We start from the raw sequence: 17,191 nt of genomic DNA on the forward strand, positions 1-17,191 counted from the left end.
ACCGATACAGCTCAATGATTTACTTCAGACTTAATCAACAGATCAAGTAAACTATTGCTGTGAAATAAACAATAACAAGCTTAACCTTAACGAAAGGTGAATAGATTCCTTTTGATTGTAAGAATCATGTAAAAAATTGCTTAAAAAGAATCCGAATTAATAATATTTGTAAATTTATATGAAATAGGTTTCTTTTTTAAATGTTGATAATTAGAAATTAAGTTTTTAATTATCAAATGACTATATTTTTATAGGAATAATTATAAAAATACCCAAATAACAATAAGTCATTTGGGTATTTTATCTCTTTAATTAATAGCGCTTAACCAATCAGTCTCAATCCGCTTGGCAATGCATCACCAAATACACGTTTTGTTTCTGCTTCGGTAAGTTCTTTAATTTCCGATACCATCTGAATCCAGCTCTCTGGTGCTCGACTTGCTTTTAGCTTATCGATAACCTGTTGTCGTAATTCATCATTAACATCTAAAGTTCGATCACCTGTCATACGAGTCATCATAACTGCGGCAAAGCCAATATAACTCTCTTTACGCCAGTCAAACTCCATCAGTTCTGGTAAACAGTAGGCAATATGTTCAGCCGATAATAAATTATGAATATGGCCATAGAATGGTGTTCTTGTTGCGATCCGACCAATAGCCCACCAGTGAGCTTGGGCATGTTGAGACTTTTGCAAACGGCCAAATAGCCACTCAATCAACTGTAACTTATTTTGGAATGGCAAATGCTCAAGAGAAGCCGCTAAGCGCACCATTTCTTCGTAACTGCGCTCTTGTAGTTCTTTCGCCAACTTACTATCGCGCGTTGCTACTGGATTGATGTATTTCGCAATGTCATGATAGATAACCAACTGTTGCTCTTGGCTTAAACCACCAGCTACTCGACGCCAGAATGTCCACCAGTCGCACCAGGTTTGTGGGTTATCAGCAAACTGAATACCTTGTTGGTACATATTCCAGATTTGCTCCATTTTGAAGTCATCAGCAGGGTAGCCAAAGCCTGGTCGCATAGTAAAGCCAGCCAATTTAAGCCAAGTACGTTCATGTAAATCAGAGCGACGACGGCGTTTACGACTTTCTAATAGAGCAGAAGCTAATTCACGTAAACACGGTGTTTCCCATGAGTCGCGATTACCTAACATCTTCTCAAGATCGTTACGTAATGTTTTAACCGCATTGTTGTCACTATTTTTACTGCCACCGTAGACTTTTTTGATGGCATCGACAGCATCTGTCATACGAGGCGGTAGTTCACTTTCGGCTAAGGTACTCTGACTATCTTGACGATCTAATCGTGCAAGATCCTTACGAATCGCAAATTCAACTTTCCATCGTTTATTACTATCGCTAATGCTGACACACTCTATTTGTAAGGTACCAACCTCGGTAAGCTGACAGGCAAGGGTGACTTCTTCTCGATCCTTTTGATTAGCTGCAAGCTCTGAACGGTCGGTATCGCTATCTAAAGTGGCAATAAATGGCGGTAACGTAATAAAACTATCGCCAATAAGTTCAATTAACTCGCCAGCTTGAGCCGTATTATCATCCGTGGTTGAAACCAAATTAAAACGAACGGGTTCGCCCAGTGTTAGCGCAAACTTACGATGTTTTAACGCAACTTCAGTACCTTCTTCGATCCCTTTTGGTAACAGACAAATTCCTTGCTTATGCTCATTATTTTGACCGATAACTAAGAAGAAGGCGCGAGCTGAACCACCACCGATTTTTAGTTGAGCACCATGACGCGCTTTTGCATAAGCAACTGCGCCAAGAGCAACCGCTAGATCTGGGTGGGGATTTTTTAATTCAGTAACGGCATCTTCACGCCAATTGGAAAATAACGTTAACGTGCGTTCAGATAACAGCGGGCTATTAAATACCCCACCATTGAGTAGTACCGCCATTGGGATAGCTGGCTTATTTTCAGCAATGTTAATTGGGGTTTCTGCATGCTCGTTGTATTCAGCAAAAGCATTTCGACACACAGTAGAGTGCAGCTCGATAAATTGCGCTAGATGTTTACTGATCGCAGGATCTGCAGCATAAGGCAGGCCAAATTCAACGACCGCCGCTTGACGCTGATTAGGTTGATCATCGAAGCTTGTGAGAGGGAAAAATCCATCTAAAGCGATATCGTGCACTTCTTGTCGAGTTAGTTCTATACTCTTTGCGCCACCAATCAGACGAGAACCGCTACCAAGTAGGGTGACTTTCGCTGAGTCAGGGGCTTGGCCTGAAAGTAATTGCTCTTTTACTCGGCGAGTTTGCTGGATAAGCTTAGATAGTGCCGCAGGGCTAAGTTTTTTACTCTCACCGTGAAGACGCTGCTCTGCGACATGGGCTAGTGCTAAGTCGATATTATCACCGCCAAGCATCAGGTGATCACCAACTCCAATTCGATCTAGGGTAAGTTGTTGGTCTTTATAACCCACTTTGATCAAGCTTAAGTCAGTCGTACCACCACCTACATCGCATACCATAAGAAGGGGTAAATCTTTAAGTAATGTATCGGCGTGTTCTCGATTTTGCGCATACCAGTCGTAACAAACTGCTTGTGGTTCTTCCAGTAGTAAAACTTTAGGCAGACCTGCGAGTTTTGCAGCCTCTAATGTTAAAGCGCGAGCAGATTCATCAAACGAAGCAGGCACCGTAATGACCACTTCTTGCTCTGCTAGTGGTGCATCTTTATGATGATAATCCCAAGCTTGACGTACATGGTTTAAATAGCTGGCACTGGCAATAACAGGAGAGACTTTTTCTACATCGGATTTAGATGCGGTTGATGACCAAGGCAAAATTGCATCATTACGGTCAACATTGGGATGAGATAACCAACTTTTAGCACTAACGACTTGTCGACCTTCAACCTTTGCGCCTAATTCTCGTGCAAATTCACCAATAATAACTGATTGAATATCACCAGAGACTGGTTGTTGATTCCATGGCAGCACCAGTTCATTTTCATTCATTTCACCTTTTGCTGGGTGATAACGAAATGAGGGTAGTAAGGCTTTACGAGCGACTTCGCCAGGAGCAATTAATTGGTCAATTTCAAAAATTTTAGTAGGACTGGTTTGTAAATCATCCGTAATCGGTGAATACGCGACCACTGTATGAGTTGTCCCTAAGTCGATACCGACTAAATAGCGAGGGGAAGAAGACATTGTGACTCCAGTAGTACTGATACGGTGAAAAAGAAGCAGTTTAATGGTAGGAGAGGGTATATACCTATATGCTTATGCAAACACCGTATGGGTATAAAAAGGATAATAAAACGGCGCACCGTGTGATGCGCCGTAAGTCTTAATTAGCTTTCGCGAACGTCGAATTCAACTTGCCATTTTTGACCATTCTCTGTTGAGATAGCCTCAAGGCAAAGTGTTCCTAATTCGGTAACTCGTGATGCCAATTTAACTGGAACCACTTCACCTGCGCTGCGACCTTCAGTAACAGGAAGTGTCACCTGAATTTCTGGCAATTCTTCCATCTCTTCTGGTTCCCACCAATCAAGGTGTGTACCTGCTGTATCTTCACGACGAACAGTAGAACCAAAGAACTTGAAGTGAACAGGTTGACCGATGATCAGACCAAACTCTTGGCTTGGTACATTAACTTCAGAGCCTTCTTCCATACCGAAAGGAGCAACACATAGTGCTTCTAATGGTGGTTCCATACCTGGGATTGCAGGCATTGCGCTTTCGATACCAACATAGTAACTGCTTGCGATACCACCACGAATACGAACACCTTTACCACGACGAACAGAGCCGTAGTAAGACGCACCACTAGCTACCGCAAGATCCAGATCAAGACCTTGTAGACGTTTCGCTTCTTCAGAACCTGCTGTCGTTAGCCAACTGTTAATGATTGACATTAGACGATCAGCAAGTAGTGATGATTTTAGAACACCACCGTTAAATAGAATCGCTGTTGGACGAATAAAGCCATCATGTACTTGTTCGTATTTCTCAAATAACTCTTCAACAGCTTGGCTTTGGCGACTTAAGAAGCTAGCAACATGACGTGAAACAGCGGCATCTTGCGCATAAGGCAGACCCATTTGAGTTAAAGCGCCACGAGCTGTTTGCACTGGCATCTCTTCAACCGCAGTTTGTGGGAAGAAACCTTCAACCAAAGTTTGCTGTACTTCTTCTTGAGTCAATTCAGTTTGTAGCGTACCACCAAGAAGTTTAGAGCCACGGCTTGGAACAACGATTGGAACGGATTTCAATTCACTGTCATTAAGAAGGTCTTCTTTGGCATCGCGACAAGCGTGAGTAATTGCTTGAACCTGCCATGGTTGAAGTTGCTTACCTTCTTGAGCTAGCTTCATCTTTAAACGATAAGCCAGCGCTAAATCCATGTTATCACCACCCAATAGGATGTGATCGCCTACAGCTACACGGTTTAGGGTTAAGTTGCCGTCATCTTCAGTTACTGCAACTAAAGAAAGGTCAGTAGTACCACCACCGATATCCACAACTAATACGATATCACCAACGCTCACTTGGTCGCGCCAGGTTTCATCGTTATTTTTGATCCAGCTGTAAACAGCAGCTTGAGGCTCTTCAAGTAGTGTTAAATGTTTAAAACCAACATTACGAGCAGCTTCTGCAGTTAGATCGCGAGCTGCTGGGTCAAAAGATGCAGGAACAGTAATTGTTACGTCCTGATCAAAAATAGGTGTTTCTGGATGAGCATTATTCCAAGCATCTGCAAGGTGCTCTAAATAGTTCTGTGTTGCTTCTACAGGAGAAACTTTCGCTACTTCATCAGGGCTATTAAGTGGCAAAAATGCATCACGACGGTTTACGCCACCATGGCAAAGCCAACTTTTAGCGCTCGAAATCAAACGAATAGGTGTTTTGCTACCTAATGTACGAGCCATTGCGCCCACAATAGCCTTAGGTTGAGCATTCCAAGGCAGAGCTGTATCACCAGGAGCCAATTCAGACTCATGTGCTTGATACATAAATGATGGCAATTGGCTGCGTTCTTCCACATTACCAGGGTTGGTTAGCTGTGGAATTGGCATGACAGTTACAGCGGCATCTTCGTCGTTTAAATCAACGTAAGAAAGGACACAGTGCGTTGTACCTAAATCGATACCAATACTGTAACGATGTTCTTGTGTTTCTTGCATTATAATTCTACCTCAGCGGCTGCAACGATATGAGCATCATGGCCTTCTGCAAGTTTAGGAAGCTTAACTTCAGTTACCTTCCAGCCGCGGTGGATCAATGTACCATTAAATGGAGCTTCGCCTACTACATTACCTGTTAGGCGTACTTCTGAAGCGTTGAAACCTTGAGGCAATGTAATGCGAGTTTCTTCATCTTCAGAACGAACAGGAGCGAAAGTAAAGTATTCATTAATTACTTTATGTCCACCCTCATGTACAACACGAGCTGCTGCACCGATATCTGCATCACTGAAGCCTTTTAGATCTTCTTGCATGAAATCAATAAAGCGTGCTTCTTGTTGTAATAAAGACAGCAGTTGTAGAGCTGAATCTGGTGTAGAAGTTTTCAGTTTTGGTTCCACTTCAACTTCAACAATCTTCTCTACTACTTTTTCGACTTCAACGATTTTCTCAACCGGTTTTTCAACAATCTTTTCGATAATCTTCTCAACCGGTTTTTCAACCTCAACGATTTTCTCTACTTCGACTTCTTTCTCGACAATTTTTTCAACTTCTACTGGTTTGCCTTTTTTAGCAATGTACATAACCAAAAGGATTAACACTAGAGCGCCAAGACCAACATGCACCATATCAAATGTGGTTGGTATTGCCGATAAATCAACAGTCATCTTAGAAAAATCAAAAGCCATATTCGTTTACTCTTAACAGTGAAAGGTCGATTCACTATGAACAATTTGGGGAGAATACTAACATAATCATGCAGTAATACACCTAAACCAGATCGAATTTTTATCTCAAAAACCAAGAGAATCGTTATGTTAGTTTATTTTATACGCAAAAATACGCCAGTTTTATGGTAAATGCCATGATAGATATGACAAGTTAGCCTAGTACAATGACGTCTTTGTGAGTGTTTTATCGACAATAATTTTGTATGACGATTTTAACTCTCAATCAAATTTCGCAAATACAGCCAAGTTGACGATAATCTAAAGTGACTTAGGTATAAATCTATTACATTGATGGGGTTCGCCACTTGAATTTACAAGGGTTGCGGTGTTCAATACACAAAGTTTTTATTGTGAACATTTAGGATGAAGGTAATGTCTTCTGATGTAACAGGCTCTAGCGCTAAATATAAACGCCTTGAAGCTGGATACCGTGAAAAAGCGCTGAAAATATACCCTTGGGTTTGTGGTCGTTGTTCCCGTGAGTTCGTATACTCGAATCTACGAGAGTTAACGGTTCACCATGTTGATCATGACCACACCAATAACCCTGAAGATGGCAGTAACTGGGAGTTGCTGTGTCTATTCTGTCATGACCATGAGCATGAAAAATATACAGAAGCTGATAATGGCATGGGCAGTGTTATCAAAGCTGGGGAAGATGATCACCAGGCGGCGACATTCAATCCTTTTGCTGATCTAAAAGCCATGATGGCAAAGAATAAAAAATAATTTTATACAAACTTAAGCCTCAAGCTGATATTTATCCAGCTTGAGGCTTTTATTTATCTCTTATCTAACCTAAAAAAAAGCAGGTGGGATTTGCTCTGTCATGATTAGGTGCCAAGAACCTGTAGTGGTAGGCCTAATAGTGCGTCACCAGTACCCGCAAAATACCAAATAATACTAACCAGAGCGCTGACTAGACCAACATACCAAACGGCGGAAAAAATTTGACCGTAGCGATTTAATGGCAATAGATGGCTATGGTGTCGGTATTTCCACTCAAAACCAATCTCTAGACATCCCATAATAAGCAAGAAACCCAAAAGAGTTAGGCCAAGTTGATAACTAATAATTACTCCGGCGATGGCTGCAATAGTACAGAGAGTGATACCCACTTTACTGTTCATTGAAAAGCTGATGCTTTTGAGTATATGACCACCATCAAGAGGCAGTATTGGCAGTAAATTAAAGAGATTGAGAAGGGCATTAAAAACAGCCAGTCCTGCAAAGAACATCTCTCCTGTAAGCCAATATAAAGCGGTACAGAGTATCGACATTATTAGACCAAAAACAGGGCCCATAATAGATATCACAACATCTTGCCAGCGAGTATTGATTTTCTCATCACTTAGAGCCAGTCCACCTAAAAATGGAATCAAATAGATGCCTTTGGTTTTCATTCCAAAGTACTTCATGGCTCGAACATGGCCATATTCATGGAATACAAGACAAGCGATGAGAGCAAGAGCAAACTTAAGAGAAAACAACCAAGAGTAGGCGGCTAAACTGGCTGATGCGAGAATCACTTTGATAAGTTTTGCACTTTTTAGCGCTTTCATCCCTAAAGAAACTAAACCGATTAGGCTAAATTTACGCTCAGCTTTAGGGGTCTCAACAGGGGCTTGTTGCTCGATATCTTTTTCAGTCCGTAACCCTTGAACAATGACTTCTTGGTTCGCAGTGGCATTGTAGTGAAGAGAAAACGGTTGCCATGAAAGTGATATTGCTAATTCACAAAAAATCGTATCTTCACCATTACTAAGTTCGAATTGGTGGTGAAGTGGGGTATTATCAGCCGATGCGGCAATTTGAGAGACTAAAGTGTTGTCCCAAAATAGTTGTTGCCATCCAGCCATTGAGCCTTCCAAGCGTAAATCTTTGCCTAAAAAACGAATATTCAATAATTCCAATGTAATTTCCTGATTTTACTGTTAATTGTATTACAATTTAGTTGCGTTTTTATAGTTTGGCTGTGCCTATTAAGCCTAAAAGTCCATCTTATTTTTAGACGTTTAAGAAATTATTCATGAATTTGGGTGATATTTCCATGTTTTAATCATTGTTGCTTCTATCTTCATCTTATTATCACTACAATGCCGTTCTACTTTATCGAAGTGTTACAACACCGATAATATTAAAAAAATAATAGGCTTTTAGCGTTATGACAAAATACAACGCTCCATCATTTTCTTTATCTCTTCTTCATCCTCGTTACTGGGGAACATTGTGCTTAGTCGCTGTGATGTACAGTCTCAGCTGGCTTCCGTATTTTATGCAATATCATTTGGGACGGTGGATAGGGCGTATTGCCATTAAACTGATGCCTAAACGTCGCCAAACGATTCGTCGAAATTTAGAATTGTGTTTTCCTGATATGGATACCAATGAGCGCGAAGAGTTAATCAAACAAAATATTGATAACTCGGGCCTTGCTTTGTTTGAAACAGGAATGGCTTGGTTTTGGCCCGATCTAAGGGTTGAGCGCCATGTCGATATCGAAGGACTGGAATATTTAGAGCAATTAGAGCGAGATGGGAAAGGGGCTCTTATGCTGGCTGTTCACTCGATGAATCTAGAGTTAGGTGCTCGCGCATTTGGTATTCAGATGTCTGGAATGGGGGTTTATCGACCAAATAATAATCCGTGCTTTGATTACTTTCAGTATAAAGGTCGAGCGCGATCTAACCGAAGTTTGATTGATCGTAAAAATGTTCGCTGTATGTTGGATTCACTTAACAGTGGGGCTCGGGTTTGGTATGCCCCCGATCATGATTATGGCATGAAACGCTCAGCATTCGCGCCATTGTTTGCAGTGGAGAATGCGTGTACTACAACAGGAACCAGTTTGTTAGTTGATAACAGTGATTGCGCGATTGTTCCTTTTACTATTGTTCGATTAAATCAATCTGGTCAGTATAAATTAACGATTCACAAGCCTCTTATCGACCAATTTCCGAAAGAAAACCCTGTCGAAGGTGCAAAGTTTGTTAATAAAATTGTTGAGCAATCAATACTTACTGAACCTAGCCAGTATATGTGGTTGCACCGTCGATTTAAAACACGTCCAGAAAACGAAGCTTCTTTGTATCTATAAATTGCAGTCCAAGCAAGAAAGTATGGCTTGCTTGGACCTTTTCCCCTGTATTCTCTCCAACTCTCTATATCTAGCCTCTTACGGTTATTTGGTATAATTCTTAATGGCTGCTGTATAAACAAACGCTAATATTGAACATCACTTGCAAGATCATGCTTTCTCACCATAAAATAAAAGATTCAATTATGTTACTGATGTAACAGAGTAATAATGATGGAATTTTTTGCAGGTTATGAGCAAATTTACAGCCCCTACATTTCGTAAAGCTTTTTTACATCCTAAATATTGGCCGACATTATTTTTAGTCGGACTCATGTACATTATCAGTTGGCTCCCGTACTTTATTCAATTTCGTATGGGTCAAGGCATCGGCCGTTTAGCCATGCATTTTATGAAAAAGCGTCGCCATACTATTGAGCGAAATCTAGAGCTGTGTTTTCCTGAAATGTCTGAGCAAGAGCGTGCACAGTTAATTCAAGAAAACATTGATAATACTGGTTTAGCATTGTTTGAGACTGGAATGGCTTGGTTTTGGCCAGATTTACGTGTTGAGCGTCATGTGCAAATTGAAGGATTAGAGCATATCCATAAACTGCAAGCAGAGGGACGAGGCGTTTTACTGATTGCAATCCATTCAATGAACCTTGAATTGGGTGCTCGTGCATTTGGTATGAAGACTCCTGGTGTTGGCGTTTATCGACCTAATAACAATCCATGTTTTGATTATTTCCAGTTTGAAGGCCGTATCCGTTCAAATAAATATATGATTGATCGTAAAGATGTTAAGGGTATGCTCAAGGCGCTCGCCCATGGAGAGTTGATGTGGTACGCCCCAGATCATGATTATGGTCGTCGCCGTTCAACCTTTGCACCTTTATTTGCAGTCGAAAAGGCGTGTACCACTACAGGTACGAGTTTACTTGCTGATGCCTCTCATTGTGCAGTTGTTCCGTTTGCGATGATTCGTAATACTGACAGTGGACAATATACTTTGAAGATATTCCCTGAATTAGGCGAGTTTCCACATAACGATCCTGATGCAGCAGCTGCTTATATAAATAAAGCGATTGAGCGCTCTATTATGGAAGCGCCAAGTCAATATATGTGGCTACATCGCCGTTTTAAAACACGCCCTGAAGGTGAAGAATCTCTGTACTGATTTGCAGATGTAGAATTCTGAGCATTAAACCCAGAGTAGCGAAAATACTCTGGGTTTTTATTATGAGTATTCTTTCGCATTTCTTTTGTTTTTCCCTCGATATACAAAGTTGATTTAGATTCAATAGCAAAATGATTTGTTTTGATTTGGATATGACTTTGTTTTTCTCATTTCGTTATTTTTGTCGCTTACTTCTTATTGCTGTGCTTTGGTCATGCAGTACCAGTTCATTTGCTTGTATTGAGCGACAAATCAAAAACGTGTCTTTGTATGAGCCAAACTGTGAGTTTTCGGTTAGCCGTAAAGAGAGCACCAACAATAAAGCTTATGTGCAGTTTCAATATCAAAAGAAGAACTTGATGGAAACAATGCAAGTGATGCAATCATTAACGTCATCTCTACCTTACGCAATATCGATTCACAGCTATCAAAATGGTTTTCGTAGTATGGTTGGCCCTGTGGAGCAAAAGGATATTGCAAAAGTTAAGCGCGCATTAGCTCAAAAAGGATATCGAGAGACACTAGTTAAATATTTAGCATCAAATTCTGATAGTGACGCTATTTCACAATCTCAAGCTGCTGCTCTTATTGCTCAATCAAGATCTCAAGCTCATCGTGCCAATAAAAAGATTGCGCAGCAGTATGTCGGTTATCGGATTGGTAAAGTTGGCACTAATGATTTGATCGTGCCAGTTAAGAAAGAGAGTAATGAGGCGATGTCTAATCGAGTTGGCCGTTTTGCCTATCAAGATACTAAAGCTATTTGTCAGGGGATTCAGGGGCAAGCGAGTATAGCGACAGTGGATGAATATGCTGCAGTTCTCTCTTCAACAGAAGCGCTTAATAAGATTGGTTTATCGGTACCATTTTGGTTAACGTCAGATACTGTTATAACTCGCTCTTCAAAAGGATTAGAAAGACGGGCTGCATCGCCAAACATTCAGTATAACGTGCTCTGTTCATTGTAAAGAAAAAGGCCGCAGAATAATCAGCGGCCTTCATTTTGTTTCTAGATAATCATTTGAGTTGAAATGATTACATAGCTAATGAGTAGAAGATTGCAGAGATTGAGATTAAACCAATCACTGTAACAAATACGTTACTTAGCTTACCTGCATACTTGTGCATTGCTGGCACTTTCTTAATTGCATACATAGGCATGATAAACAGTAGCATTGCAATTACAGGGCCGCCAAGGCTCTCAATCATACCTAGGATACTTGGGTTGATTGTTGCTACAGCCCAAGTTGTTACTAGCATAAATACTGCGGTAAATGTATTTAGAGCTTTAGGACTAACAGTTTTACCACGGCTACGCGCTGCTTTTGTAACAATACCATTTAGACCTTCACCTGCACCTAAATAGTGGCCAAGGAAAGATTTAGTGATTGCAATGATTGCAACAATTGGTGCTGCATATGCAATAACAGGGGTATCAAAGTGGTTTGCTAAATAGGTCAGAATAGATACGTTCTGAGCTTTTGCTTCTGCTAGATCAGCTGGAGATAGGCTTAGTACACAGCTGAATACGAAGAACATTACAGTTACAACCATCATTACATGTGCACGACCTAGAATGCGTGAACACTGAACTTCAGCATCTTTGCCATATTCTTTTTGTTTTGCTACTGCAAAAGATGAGATCACAGGAGAGTGGTTAAAAGAGAACACCATTACTGGAAGAATTAACCATACTGCCATGAAGATAGAGCTGATGCTGTCGCCTGTAGGGATTACTTGATCGAAAATTGCACCATTCCAGTAAGGAACTAGGTAAAGAGCCAGCATGATAAGAACCGCAACGAATGGGAATACAAGGATACTCATCGCTTTCACAATCAATTGCTCACCCAGACGTACAATCGCCATTAAACCTAAGATCAATACAAGAGCTAGGATAGGACGAGCTGGTGGAGTCATATGCAATTGGTGCTGCATAAAGCTCTCTACAGTGTTAGTTAATGCCACACTGTAAACCAATAGAATAGGGTAGATTGCGAAGAAGTACAGAATGGTAATCAATTGACCCATTTTAGCACCAAAGTGCTCTTCAACCACTTCAGTAATATCTGCACCAGGGTTAGAGCTAGATAGTACAAAGCGAGTCATACCACGGTGTGCAAAGTACGTCATTGGCAGAGCTAGAAGTGCCATTACGATAAGAGGGATCAGACCACCCACACCAGCGTTAATTGGTAGGAATAGTGTACCTGCACCTACAGCTGTGCCGTATAGACCTAGTACCCAAACGGTATCGCTTTTGCTCCAGCCTAATTTTTTGCTGTTTGATGATGTATTCTGTGTCGTATTGTTTGCGGTGTCCATACTGGACATCTCCTTTATAGGTATTGTGTGGTATCAAATAGGCTATGTTGACGGCCTGTGATATCAAAGTGCCTCTAAAGGGTTCAATCCTTGTATCGTATTCACGATAAAAAGAGCAACAGACGAGATTTGATTTTAAATGGTATTGGCTTTGCAATTTAGGACGTAAATTGTATGACCAATAAAAGTGACGGTTCCGGTGTCATTGGTTAGCATTTCCTTGCTGGCATCAAATTGTTCGTTAATGTCTGCGAATCGCTCTAATCAATAACCTTATTAAAAATAATGAAACCCTTGTAGAAAGGTGGCGCAGTATAGGGGAAAGTATACGGTACAACTATTGATTTATGACATTTAAGGTTTCGTTTGCGTAAAGATCATGCATATGTGGCAAACAACTTGATGAGAAGAAATAAGAGAGTCAACTTGATGTAATTAGAGTGTTAATTATCACTAAGAAAAGTGTGATCTAGATCGAGTGAGAGGTATTCTAATATTTTTTTAATTTTACTAAAAAATGTTTATACGTCAAATTATTTTAAAAAAAAGAGAGTAAATTTACTCTCTTTTTTGAATTTAATATATTTTACAGCCTGATATTAGTCACGGAAATTATCAAACTGGAATGGTTGACCTAGGTCTTGTTCACGAACTAAAGCCATAGTTGCTTGTAGATCATCACGCTTCTTACCTGTCACGCGAAGCTTATCACCTTGGATTGAAACTTGAACTTTGATTTTTGAGTCTTTAACCGCTTTAACTAATTTTTTCGCGGTGGCTTGATCAATACCTTGTTTAAATTCGATATCTTGAGACGCAGTTTTGCCTGAGAAGTTAACAGTTTTACGCTCTAGAGAGTTTGCATCAACCCCACGTTTTGCTAGGTTGTTTCGTAAAATAGCTACGATTTGATCGATTTGGAATTCAGACTCAGATTTGATCTTCACTGTCTCTTTGTTCAGTTCAATGCTTGATTCTACGCCACGAAAATCAAAACGAGTGTCAAGTTCACGAATTGAGTTGTCTACTGCATTTTTGATTTCAACGTTATCGACTTCAGAAATGATGTCAAAAGATGGCATGTGTCTGGCCTCTATTTATTATGAAAGGTTATTTATACTTTAGATATTATACCCAAGTGACTTCAAGATGCTAGGTTCAGTAAAGTGTTATCACGTAAGTGACTTTAAATGATAAAAGTGAGTATAAGAAAGATTCGAGGATTAGAAAGAGGTTCAGACTGATCTTAGATATTTTGCAAGTGGGTAAGTTTAAATAGAAGAAGACAAATAAAAAAGGAGCGAATGATATCGCCCCTAGTGTATTAGAAATAATCAGTTTAAGCTTTAGTTTTGTGTTGCTTTAACTGCATCTGCTAGCATCTCAATCATGGTTGCAGTGTCGTCCCAACCTAAACATGGGTCTGTAATCGAGCAACCGTATTGCAGTTCATTTTCTTTGCCAGCTATTACAGCTTGGTTACCTTCAACAATAAAGCTCTCTGCCATAATACCAGCAATAGCACGGCTACCTGATTGTATTTGTTGGCAGATATCTGCAGCGACATCAAGTTGACGTTTATGCTGTTTTTGACAATTACCATGACTAAAGTCGATAACTAAGCGCTGCGGTAAGTCAAATTGAGCCAGAGTTTGACAAGATAGCGTTACATCATGCTCGCCATAGTTTGGCGCTTTACCACCACGAAGAATGATATGACCGTATGGATTACCTGAAGTACGGTAAATGGTCATTTGTCCATGTTTGTCTGGTGAACAAAAAACATGAGGTGCACGAGTTGCGCGAATAGCATCAATGGCGATTTGAATATTACCATCGGTTCCATTTTTGAAACCAACAGGACAAGAAAGTCCAGAAGCCATTTCTCGATGGATCTGAGACTCTGTTGTACGAGCACCAATGGCACCCCAAGTAATCAAATCTGCTAAGTATTGGCCGGTAACCATATCAAGGAATTCGGTTGCAGTTGGCATACCAAGCGCATTGACATCAACAAGCAGTTTGCGAGCTTTATGAAGTCCGGCTACCAAATCCAAACTGCCATCAAGGTGGGGATCGGAAACTAAACCTTTCCAGCCAACAACAGTTCGTGGTTTTTCAAAGTAAGTACGCATAACAATAAAAAGTTGGTCACGGTACTTTTCTTGTAACGCATGTAAGCGTTTAGCATAATCAATCGCAGCTTCTGGATCATGAATTGAACAAGGTCCAACAATTACCAGTAAGCGAGAATCTTGGCCAGATAAAATGGCTTCTACTTGCTGTCGAGAGCGTGCAACATGCAGGGCTATCTCATCAGTTGTAGGGGAAGCAGCTTCGATTTCAGCAGGAGTTGGCATCACTCCAAGACTAACGGTGCGAAGTTCATCTGTTTTCATTGGCATATTATGTTTGCCTATTATCTAGTTTTGACGCGTGTAAGATAGCCCAAAACATCATGAGAATAAACCAAACTTGTGATATGTATTGGGTTTTTGTTTGAAAATAGCTGAACTATAACGATTTATAGGCGAAAAGTTATCAATTATTGTTCAGGGCTATAAATACAGGTTTGTTCCGAATGGATAAATGTAAGGATAGCTGATGAAAAATAAAACAAATTGTGATTTACTAAAATCCAGTTAAGCATAATGCGATAGTTAGGATTTCGCATTTTTACAAGGTAGTTATGCATAATGATTAATCATAATAAAAATTTCGCACCAGTACATTTTTGTCCCGTTCATCATTCCGAGGGAAAAAAGTCAGCTGATCCTATTTTGTTTTTCTTTGATGATATTTATCTGAAACTTGGGATTCATCCGTTAGCTCTAGTGGAACCTAATCGTTTAACTCATGATGAATATGAAGCGCTAACGGTTAATTACGATTATGAAAATGCCGCAGAATGGTGGTTAGAATGTGTCCAGCAGAGGCTAGTTGAGTTATCAGATAACGGACAAGTGGCTATACATATTTGTTTTTCTTATGCTGACTTGCACTGTTACTCCGATCTTATCGGAGCTCAATTACAACCCGAAGAGTTAAACCCTTATCTTGGTATGAGAGGGGTCTCCCGCTTCGTCTCCCAGCCTTATAAATCTGTGTTTGAACTTGAATGTGAAGCGATCAAACGTTTTATGATCTCAACCTCAAACAGCCTTAATGTGTATATTCCATATATTCGAACCAGCAGCGAGTCTGCAACTGCCATTGATATTCTTGCTGAACAAGGTTTATATCGAGGGGTTAACGGATTAAAGGTTCATTTGCTGGCTTCTCTTCCTGCTAATTTACTTTGTGCTGATAAACTGTTGCACTACTTTGATGGCTATGTGGTTGATATTAAGTCCTTATATCAACTGACACTTGGTTTTGATGCCTCTAATAAACAATTGCACTATAGCTTTGATGGCCGTAATGAAGCTTTACATGAATTATTAGAATCGGTTCGAAGTCAAACCGATAAGGTTAATAAACCGTGTGCGATTTTCTTCCGAGGGTTAGACGAATATCCGCAATTTTCCCGGTGGTTGCTAGAGAATAATATCGAGAATATCTGGACTTAAATCGGTCTATTGTTCTTTTTTAGGTTAACGACTTCTCATCTGGGTACTTTTCATCTAGGTATAGAGTAGAAGTCGTTTTCATGGCTTATTACCGTCGCAATAACTTTCTTGGTACAACCTCAACCCCAGCTTGATATCGTTTGGCCGATGCATTCAGTGCTAACTCTAAGGCTGTTTCTGCAATAACCTCAAATTGCTGAGACAATGATTGTACTTTTATCGGTAAAAAATCTAACAAACGATTATCACCGAATGTCGCCAACTTAACGTGTTTAAAATGTTCAGGGTAGAGTAGTAAGCAATCCAGAACCCCTTCAAAGAGTGTGTATGAAGTTGCTAAAATCACCTCAGGTACTGTATCTGTATTTACCCAATCAGTGACCAGTTTTTTCCCTTCTGTACGGCTAAATTGTTTACCATAAGCCAGTGTTATTGTGGCATCAGAGTATAACTGAGCGGCAGAGATAAAGCCTTGCTCACGCTCTTTTGATACTCCGAGCTCCTTCATTGCACCAATCAATCCCACCGTTTTTATGCTTTTATCCATAACTGCTTTTGTGAGTTCATAAGCGCCCATCAAATCTTCACTGATAACTGACGCAAAATGCTCATCGGTTAAAGGACGGTCAATGGCAATGATCGGAACATTTTTCTGCTGTAGCTGTTGATAAAAAGGTGTATCGGGCGGTAGAACAGTCGCCACAATTAAAGCATCAATACGGCGGCTAATGAGATTTTCTGCCACTTTCATCTCGGTTTCGCCATCATCATCTGAGCATGCAATAATTAATTGATAGCCTGCTCGGCGTGCATCACGCTCAAGCAATTTAGCGATTTTAGCGTAACTGGTGTTTTCCAGATCTGGAATGATTAAGCCAAAAGATCGACTGGATCCAGCACGTAACGAAGAGGCGGCATGATCTGGACGAAAATTATGCTCATTAACAACGGCCATCACTTTTTGCTGTGTTTTTTCGCTAATGCGATATTTCTGGGCTTTGCCATTGATAACATAGCTAGCCGTTGTGCGTGAAACACCAGCCAGTTTTGCAATTTCATCTAAAGTCATATCTACCTTTATTTAATACGTCTTTATGATCCATATAACCGAACAAAATTGGTTATGGATAAGTTAATACTAAAATAA

At 40.2% G+C, this 17,191-nt stretch carries 12 protein-coding genes and 1 pseudogene; 5 read left to right on the forward strand and 8 right to left on the reverse strand.

What is annotated here, in order from left to right; translation table 11 throughout:
• Positions 1-322: 322 nt before the first annotated feature.
• The 3 genes and pseudogenes from CTN07_RS03970 to CTN07_RS03980 all read right to left on the reverse strand — a co-directional run bounded on the left by CTN07_RS03970 (position 323) and on the right by CTN07_RS03980 (position 5,831).
• Positions 323-3,184, reverse strand: coding sequence for an Hsp70 family protein (locus tag CTN07_RS03970; RefSeq protein WP_005298952.1), 2,862 nt, complete (start codon positions 3,182-3,184; stop codon positions 323-325).
• A gap of 143 nt (positions 3,185-3,327) precedes the next feature.
• A pseudogene (locus tag CTN07_RS03975) lies at positions 3,328-5,136 on the reverse strand (Hsp70 family protein); the annotation flags it as partial.
• A gap of 26 nt (positions 5,137-5,162) precedes the next feature.
• The gene (locus tag CTN07_RS03980) at positions 5,163-5,831 is read right to left on the reverse strand and encodes a DUF2760 domain-containing protein (RefSeq protein ID WP_036764953.1); all 669 of its coding nucleotides are present in this window, start codon (positions 5,829-5,831) and stop codon (positions 5,163-5,165) included.
• 435 nt (positions 5,832-6,266) lie between these two features.
• On the opposite strand from CTN07_RS03980, the gene CTN07_RS03985 reads away from it, so the two are divergent.
• Complete coding sequence (locus CTN07_RS03985; RefSeq protein WP_005298955.1) at positions 6,267-6,623, forward strand: YajD family HNH nuclease; 357 nt, start codon at positions 6,267-6,269, stop codon at positions 6,621-6,623.
• A gap of 104 nt (positions 6,624-6,727) precedes the next feature.
• Here the strand turns inward: CTN07_RS03985 and CTN07_RS03990 are convergent, their stop codons facing one another.
• Positions 6,728-7,807, reverse strand: a complete 1,080-nt coding sequence (locus CTN07_RS03990; protein ID WP_005298956.1) for a site-2 protease family protein — start codon at positions 7,805-7,807, stop codon at positions 6,728-6,730.
• A gap of 251 nt (positions 7,808-8,058) precedes the next feature.
• Between CTN07_RS03990 and lpxL (CTN07_RS03995) the strand changes: the two genes are divergently transcribed.
• From lpxL (CTN07_RS03995) to CTN07_RS04005, 3 genes are all read left to right on the forward strand, one after another.
• Positions 8,059-8,991, forward strand: a complete 933-nt coding sequence (gene lpxL / locus CTN07_RS03995) for an LpxL/LpxP family Kdo(2)-lipid IV(A) lauroyl/palmitoleoyl acyltransferase (RefSeq protein WP_005298957.1) — start codon at positions 8,059-8,061, stop codon at positions 8,989-8,991.
• A gap of 232 nt (positions 8,992-9,223) precedes the next feature.
• Positions 9,224-10,150, forward strand: a complete 927-nt coding sequence (lpxL, locus tag CTN07_RS04000) for an LpxL/LpxP family Kdo(2)-lipid IV(A) lauroyl/palmitoleoyl acyltransferase (protein WP_005298958.1) — start codon at positions 9,224-9,226, stop codon at positions 10,148-10,150.
• A 152-nt stretch (positions 10,151-10,302) separates the two neighbouring features.
• Positions 10,303-11,118: a hypothetical protein gene (locus tag CTN07_RS04005; protein WP_146154877.1), complete on the forward strand. Its 816-nt coding sequence runs from the start codon at positions 10,303-10,305 to the stop codon at positions 11,116-11,118.
• Between the two features lie 67 nt (positions 11,119-11,185).
• On the opposite strand, the gene CTN07_RS04010 is transcribed toward CTN07_RS04005, so the two are convergent.
• From CTN07_RS04010 to CTN07_RS04020, 3 genes are all read right to left on the reverse strand, one after another.
• A complete protein-coding gene (locus tag CTN07_RS04010; protein ID WP_005298962.1) occupies positions 11,186-12,475 on the reverse strand; it encodes an HAAAP family serine/threonine permease in 1,290 nt (429 codons plus the stop codon).
• Between the two features lie 599 nt (positions 12,476-13,074).
• Entirely contained in the window at positions 13,075-13,557 is a 483-nt protein-coding gene (locus CTN07_RS04015; protein ID WP_005298964.1) for a YajQ family cyclic di-GMP-binding protein, read from the reverse strand.
• A gap of 264 nt (positions 13,558-13,821) precedes the next feature.
• Positions 13,822-14,880, reverse strand: a complete 1,059-nt coding sequence (locus CTN07_RS04020) for a 3-deoxy-7-phosphoheptulonate synthase (protein ID WP_005298965.1) — start codon at positions 14,878-14,880, stop codon at positions 13,822-13,824.
• 291 nt (positions 14,881-15,171) lie between these two features.
• Between CTN07_RS04020 and CTN07_RS04025 the strand changes: the two genes are divergently transcribed.
• Positions 15,172-16,044, forward strand: a complete 873-nt coding sequence (locus tag CTN07_RS04025; RefSeq protein ID WP_005298970.1) for a putative PEP-binding protein — start codon at positions 15,172-15,174, stop codon at positions 16,042-16,044.
• An 88-nt stretch (positions 16,045-16,132) separates the two neighbouring features.
• Here CTN07_RS04025 and cra read toward each other — a convergent pair whose 3' ends face one another.
• Entirely contained in the window at positions 16,133-17,113 is a 981-nt protein-coding gene (cra, locus tag CTN07_RS04030; RefSeq protein WP_005298973.1) for a catabolite repressor/activator, read from the reverse strand.
• Positions 17,114-17,191: the final 78 nt, after the last annotated feature.

It is taken from the genome of Photobacterium damselae (assembly GCF_003026815.1).
GTDB lineage: Bacteria > Pseudomonadota > Gammaproteobacteria > Enterobacterales > Vibrionaceae > Photobacterium > Photobacterium damselae.

Bases quoted from the DNA above. Each gene is read 5' to 3' on its own strand.
- CTN07_RS03970 (WP_005298952.1), bottom strand. From the start codon at position 3,184: ATGTCTTCTTCCCCTCGCTATTTAGTCGGTATCGACTTAGGGACAACT.
- CTN07_RS03980 (WP_036764953.1), bottom strand. From the start codon at position 5,831: ATGACTGTTGATTTATCGGCAATACCAACCACATTTGATATGGTGCAT.
- CTN07_RS03985 (WP_005298955.1), top strand. From the start codon at position 6,267: ATGTCTTCTGATGTAACAGGCTCTAGCGCTAAATATAAACGCCTTGAA.
- lpxL (WP_005298957.1), top strand. From the start codon at position 8,059: ATGACAAAATACAACGCTCCATCATTTTCTTTATCTCTTCTTCATCCT.
- lpxL (WP_005298958.1), top strand. From the start codon at position 9,224: ATGAGCAAATTTACAGCCCCTACATTTCGTAAAGCTTTTTTACATCCT.
- CTN07_RS04005 (WP_146154877.1), top strand. From the start codon at position 10,303: ATGACTTTGTTTTTCTCATTTCGTTATTTTTGTCGCTTACTTCTTATT.
- CTN07_RS04010 (WP_005298962.1), bottom strand. From the start codon at position 12,475: ATGGACACCGCAAACAATACGACACAGAATACATCATCAAACAGCAAA.
- CTN07_RS04015 (WP_005298964.1), bottom strand. From the start codon at position 13,557: ATGCCATCTTTTGACATCATTTCTGAAGTCGATAACGTTGAAATCAAA.
- CTN07_RS04020 (WP_005298965.1), bottom strand. From the start codon at position 14,880: ATGCCAATGAAAACAGATGAACTTCGCACCGTTAGTCTTGGAGTGATG.
- CTN07_RS04025 (WP_005298970.1), top strand. From the start codon at position 15,172: ATGATTAATCATAATAAAAATTTCGCACCAGTACATTTTTGTCCCGTT.
- cra (WP_005298973.1), bottom strand. From the start codon at position 17,113: ATGACTTTAGATGAAATTGCAAAACTGGCTGGTGTTTCACGCACAACG.